General features: G+C 44.6%; 3 protein-coding genes. 1 reads left to right on the top strand and 2 read right to left on the bottom strand.

The features are described from left to right. Positions 1-3,645 (bottom strand): filamentous hemagglutinin N-terminal domain-containing protein (locus F6K49_RS22585; protein WP_293100302.1); only part of this gene is annotated, 3,645 nt, incomplete at its 3' end. A gap of 372 nt (positions 3,646-4,017) precedes the next feature. Between F6K49_RS22585 and F6K49_RS22580 the strand changes: the two genes are divergently transcribed. Further along, a complete protein-coding gene (locus tag F6K49_RS22580; RefSeq protein ID WP_293070539.1) occupies positions 4,018-4,785 on the top strand; it encodes a Uma2 family endonuclease in 768 nt (255 codons plus the stop codon). 3 nt (positions 4,786-4,788) lie between these two features. On the opposite strand, the gene F6K49_RS22575 is transcribed toward F6K49_RS22580, so the two are convergent. Beyond that, a complete protein-coding gene (locus tag F6K49_RS22575) occupies positions 4,789-5,907 on the bottom strand; it encodes a tetratricopeptide repeat protein (protein ID WP_293100298.1) in 1,119 nt (372 codons plus the stop codon). Between the last annotated feature and the right edge of the window lie 299 nt (positions 5,908-6,206).

Below are 6,206 nucleotides of genomic sequence, written 5' to 3'. Positions count from 1 at the left end.
TGCACCAAAGTTTACTGCTGTCGATATGGAACTATTCCGATTCAGGTCAACCTGTTGAGCCTCTTGTATGGTGATACTACCGGCATTCCCTATCCCAGAGGTGCTGGCAGTTATGTCAGAGTCATTGTTTAAAGTAAGCGATCGCGTTTTAATCGCAATATTGCTGTCTTTTTGGGCAACTGCACCAGTATTTACTGCTGTGGATATCGAACTATTCCGATCAAGGTTAACCTCCTGGGCATCTGGGATTGTGATACTACCTGCATCTCCGGTACCGGCAGTACTTGCTTCAATTTCCGAGGTGTTATCTAGAGATAGAGACTTGGTTTCAATATCGACATCCCCACCATTGCCAACTGCTTCAGTATTTACTGCTGTGGATATCGAACTATTGAGATCAAGGTTAACCTGTTGAGCATCTTTTATAAAGATACTACCGGCATCCCCTTTCCCAGAGGTACTGGCAGTTATGTCAGAGCCATTGGTTAAAGTAAGCGTACCCGTCTGAATATCAATCGTACCCACTTCCTCCCCTGGGCTAGCGTTTACCTCTGCACCAGCCTTTACCTCCGTTGAAATTGAGCTGTTGTCGGCAAGCTCGACAGAGTCAGCATTCTCAACAAAAATGTTTCCAGAAGTTCCTGTACCAGAGGTAAATGCAGAAATCTGTCCTTGATCCTGGAGTGTCAGCTCTGGAGTATTAATCGTGATCGTTCCACCAGCCCCAGCGCCTTCAGTCTCTGCTAACAGTCCGCTATTGGGATTTGAGATCAGCACCCTGTTATCGATATTCAGGATAATGTCACCAGCCCCACCATCCCCAAAGGCAGTGGTGCGAAGTTGTCCACCAGTAGTAATTTCGAGAGTATTAACATCAATAGTTATCGTCCCACCAGCCCCAGCGCCTTCGGTAGAACTCAATACAACTGCCCCATCCCCAACAATCAAATTTTCTGTATCAATGTTAATATTCCCAGCATCGCCAAGTTCATTTGTAACATTTTCAATGTCAATGAATTGAGAGTTAGCGAATATACCACTAGGAACTACATTATTCTGATCATCGACAGCAGTACCAACTAACTCGACTAAGTCCGAAGCGATGACTGTTATATTGGCTCCCGTACCACTATTTCCTGTTGCTGCGCCAATTCTGGAGCCATCACGTACTAACAGTTGCTCGGTGTTAATCGTTAAGTCCCCAGCATTCCCTGAACCAATGGTATCAGAAGCAATCACCGCTCCATCCCCGAGAGTCAATGTGGGTGTTTTGACCTCCAACTTACCTGCCTGAGATGAGTTCAAGGTACCGGTAGCCAAAGCCGCCTTACCAGACAATGTCACTGACTCAGTAGCATTTATGGTTAAATTTCCCCCATCCCCTGGGTTTTCTAGGCTTCTGGCAACAGTTCCTGTGGTTACTCCAGCTCCATTCTGAATTGTTAAACGTTGGGTATTAATGGTTAAGTCCCCTCCCTGACCACTACCGATAGTAGCAGTGGTCAACCCGGTGGGAATATCTGTGATCGTCAAAGCTAGTCGTTCGTTAGGAGTAGGGATAAATGGACCCGTTTCGTTGCCAACAATTTCTACCGACTCAGCGTTAACAGTTAAATTTCCACTCTTGCCACGACTACCACCTAAAGCGATAGTAGTAGCTCCAGCATAACTAGGTGATTCTTGATTCTGTGATGCTTGGTTTTGGATACTCAAGGTTCTGGTGTCAATAGTTAAGTCCCCAGAATTCCCTGGTCCAATTGTAACCGTTGCCAAGCCAGACCCCTCGAAACCTAGGAGCTGTTCTACCAAGTCTGAATTGGTAAACTCGTTGACCAAATTCCCTAAATTTTTGAAGCCTGACCCTTCTCTATTAATTAATGTCACTGACTCAGGGGCATTGACAATTAAATTTCCTCCTACACCTGCCCCAGTTGTAACAGTAACAACACCAGAGTCATCCAGCAAAAAGTTGCTACCGCTGTTGAGGGTGATATTACCACCCACTATTCCAGCAGAAGCAATGAAAGAACCTGGATTGAGGGTGATGTTCTCATTGGCCAAAAACGTGACATCACCCCCATTGCCAGAGAAAGGGTTAGACGCATCATTATTTGGAATAGCAATGGTATTTACTATACCGTTGAGAGTAATGCTACCGCGAGAATCGATAGTAACTGACCCTCCTTTGGATAGTTCACCGTTCTGAATGGCTAGATTTGGCGCTAAAAAATCTAGAGTAGCTGAAACTTCAATATCTCCTGCTAGTAAGGGATTAGGCTTGTACTGATTGGTTAGTAAAACGGTTCCTGCCAACAGATCATTGAGATTAGTAAAAGCGATAGTGCCGATTTTAATATCTGCACTCGTAGCACTATCTGTAATAGTGGGTCTGCCAAAAAAGATATTCCCATTGAAAATGTCACGGAATTGCTTGCCTGTAAGTCCACGGGGATCAACTTGATTCGGATCTACTCCAGCACGAATATCAAGAGTCGGTTCAGTCTGACCGTTAATATTCACTACTGTGCCATTAGATAAGGTAATGGCTTCGGAAATAAAGTCTATTCCTTCTGTACCTGTTTCTGAGCCTGTAATGATCACAGAGCCGATCTCTACCGCTCCCCCTGCCACAATATGTAGGGAGGTGCCTAGATAGCTGTTGAAACTAACATCCCCAACTGAGCGAATAATCGGGTCATCGGGACTAAATAAATCTCCGAGACTGCCATCGAGCTGTTCAATCCGGAAACTGCCACCACTCCAATAGTGGGCATCACCTGCGACAGTATTTTGCGATCGCAAAACCAGATCCCCACCGGAAAACAGACCACTGTCTGGATGGTTCAAGGCAAATATATCCACCCCTTGATTGCCCTGAATCAATAACTTACCGCCAGCAGCGGCAATAAATGGTCGCCCGATACTATCGCGTATTTGAACTGTATCTTCTCCATGGAGTGTCACATCTCCCCCAGCAATTAGTTGACCTTGTAAGTCAAGCTGACCAGCAGCTAGGGTGAGGTCTTGCCCGACTACTAAATAACCACCGTTAGTGATTATGGGTTTGGGGTGATTCAAGCCATACTGCAATCCCGGAGTAATATTAATACTCAATAAAGGGGGGGCTTGTGGATTGGTGGCACTGAATTCTGTACCGTTGTTGAACACTAAACTATTGGCTGTACTGGCGACAAAGGAACCTGCCACATCTAACCTGGCATTCTGGCCAAACACGATGCCATTGGGATTGAGTAAAAACAGATTCGCTCCACCATCGACACCAAGAGTGCCTAGAATGTTGGAGATATTACTCCCGGTCACCCGAGAGAGAATGTTCTCGATTCCAGCTGGATTGGCAAAGTAAACCCGCTGTAGCTGACCAACATTAAAATCTTGAAAGCTGTGGAACAGGTTACTACCTCGCGCTGCTCCCCCTTCAATCAAGTCCCCTGGCTCTCCCCTAATACTTAGATTTGGTGTTACCACTGAAGATTCATTACCCAAAGTTTGATCAGGGCTAATCTGGGCTAGGGCATAATTTCCCGAAAAAGCCATCACCATCCATCCCACTAGGGTTATGGCTCCCTCAGTTAAGGGCAATATCCCTAGCCCTCTGGTTGAGGGCTTACTTTGCTGATTATTCATCTGTCCGCCTCTGCACAACTAGCTAGTTGTCTGGAGTACCTATAGCAGTCAAGGAACTTTACCTCTAGATTATTATTTATTTTCCAGGGAAAGCCAGGCAGTTTACGGAATTTTTAGGTTATTTTTAACAAAAATTTACGAAAATCGTGCGGATTGATAGTTTCGGTTTTTGATCTCTGAAACCGTTGGTATAGGGGTTATAAATGATATGTAAACTGTAATGGTCTTTTTTTTTTCTCCAATAAAACTCCGGAGCTCTTGCCTTTTGCCTCTTTTATGCAAGCCTTTTATGGCAATTACTGTGTTTACAACCCATATACAAACCCTAGATAAGATAAAATAGGCTTATCAGCTCAGGTAACAGTTTTTCCAATGGTTCAGCCGCTACAGCCGACCACCGATGACATCTTATATCCGGAAAGTGACGGCAAACCTTTGGTGGACAATACTCTTCAATTTGAACTAATTACCACCATTAAGTATGGCCTAGAAGTCCGATTCAAGGATGACCCCAATGTTTTCGTCGCTGGGGATTTGTTGTGGTATCCAGTACAAGGAAAACCAAAAATTAACCAAGCACCGGATGTGATGGTGGTTGTCGGTAGACCGAAAGGGCATCGGCGTTCCTACAAGACCTGGGTTGAAGATAATCTTAATCCCCAGGTGGTGTTTGAAATTGCATCAGAAACTAACACTATCAAAGAATTAGAAGAGGATAAACTCAAGTTTTATCAGAGCCATGAAGTAGAAGAGTACTATCTTTTTGACCCAAATCGGATAAAACTAAAAGGCTGGTTGCGTTCAGGAGAAACCTTAGAACCCATCCCTCAGATGGTAGGTTGGGTTAGTCCCCGTTTAGCAATTACCTTTGAGTTAGTAGAGTCGGAATTAGTGCTTTATTCTCCAAATGGACAGCGGTTTGCTAGCTATTTGGAAATTAGTGAGCTCAAAGATAGGGCTCAACAACAGGCAGAACAAGAACGTCAACGGGCAGAGCAAGCAGAGGAAGCTTTAGAAGAAGCACAGGAAGCTTTAAACCAAGCTCAAAAAACCTTGGCCCAAGAAAGAAGTCGTATGAAAGCATTGCGGTCGCAATTAAAAGCTAAAGGGATAGATCCAAAAGATTTGGATCTGTGCTGATCCTTAAAGAAACTCTTGCAGTTGCTTAAGCAGAGACTCGGTCTGCTCAATCCCTTCGTTATCCCGTTGAGTCTGGTAAAGTTCTAGGGCTTTTTCGATAGCAGTGAGAGCTTCGGTGACGCGAGAACGTTTTTTTAAGGCTACTGCTAGGTTATAGTGAGCTTGGGCATTTTCTGGAGCCAGTTCAATCAAACGTCTATAGGTCACTACTGCTGGTACATATTGTTCTTGGGTCAGAAGAATTTTCCCGATGTACTCCTGTGCTTCTACTAAATCAGGTTGGGCAGAAGCTGCTCGCCGAAATGCTTTGAGGGCCCTGGATAAATTCCCTCTCGATTCCAGAATTTGACCGATTTGGAGGTGAATTTCAGGATTACGAGGGGCTAATTTCACCGCTTTTTCAAAAGCCGCCAGTCCAGCCATCTCATCTCCATGTATCAACCAAGCTGTGCCCAAACTTAGTTGGATACGGGTTTCGTTCGGAGCAATTTCCGCTGCTTTTTGGAACACTTTAATGGCTTCTTCGGAATTTTCCTGCTCTAACCAGGCTGCACCGATTAACTGGTATACTGTTAGGTTGTCTGGCTCAATTTCCAGGATTTTTTCATAGGTTTCTATGGCCCCTTGATAGTCCTTTTGACGTAGCAGGGTAATGGCCAAACCAAAATAGGCGTTAATATTCTCTCGGTTCAGTCTAGTGGCACGACGATAGGCCGTAGCAGCACCAGCATTGTCCCCAGCATTGGCGAGACTGTAACCCAGTGCGTAATGGAAATTAGCATTTTCTGGCTCTAGTGCGATCGCTTTTTTGTAAGCGGCGGCAGCTTCTTGGAATTTGCCCAAACTTGCCTTTAAATAGCCAATGCCCGAAAAAATCTTAGGGTTTCTCTGCTCCAGCTTAGCTGCTTCTTTATAAACCGCAACAGCTCCCTCATAGTCCCCCGCATCTACCAACTCTCGTGCTTGATGGAGAAGGTCATTGAGGTGTTGATTATACTGCTGTCGGCTAGATACCAGAGTTGGCATTGCTTCAGCAATTTCTGGCAGGGGGGTTGCCACTACGGAAAAAAATAAGCTAAGAAGGAGGAACAAAGTTTGCTGTAGCAAGGTCAATGTTTTCATAGTCATCAGGCTCGTGTACTTTGGGAGGTTCACTTACTGATGAGTTTTACCATGAACACCCGCTAATCGGGAAGGGTTAGCCGGGATAAATTTTGGTTAAGTTTTGTTAAGCTACAGGATTGTTTGGGGTCAACTTATGATAATAACCCTTCCGGCCTAGACCGGAAGGGTTAGTGTTGTTGGAGGATGTGAAGGTTAAATTTATATAACTTAACAATCCTCTTTTAGATGTATGTAGTAGATGTCTTTTAGATGTCTTTATTTATAAAGATCGAAACGCTGAAAACCCCGTCTCTTTA

This window comes from Moorena sp. SIO3I6 (assembly GCF_010672095.1).
This window is presented reverse-complemented; position numbering and strand designations above follow the sequence as displayed.

Excerpts from the sequence above, each read along its gene's own strand:
- F6K49_RS22580 (WP_293070539.1), top strand. The coding sequence starts at position 4,018 with ATGGTTCAGCCGCTACAGCCGACCACCGATGACATCTTATATCCGGAA.
- F6K49_RS22575 (WP_293100298.1), bottom strand. The coding sequence starts at position 5,907 with ATGAAAACATTGACCTTGCTACAGCAAACTTTGTTCCTCCTTCTTAGC.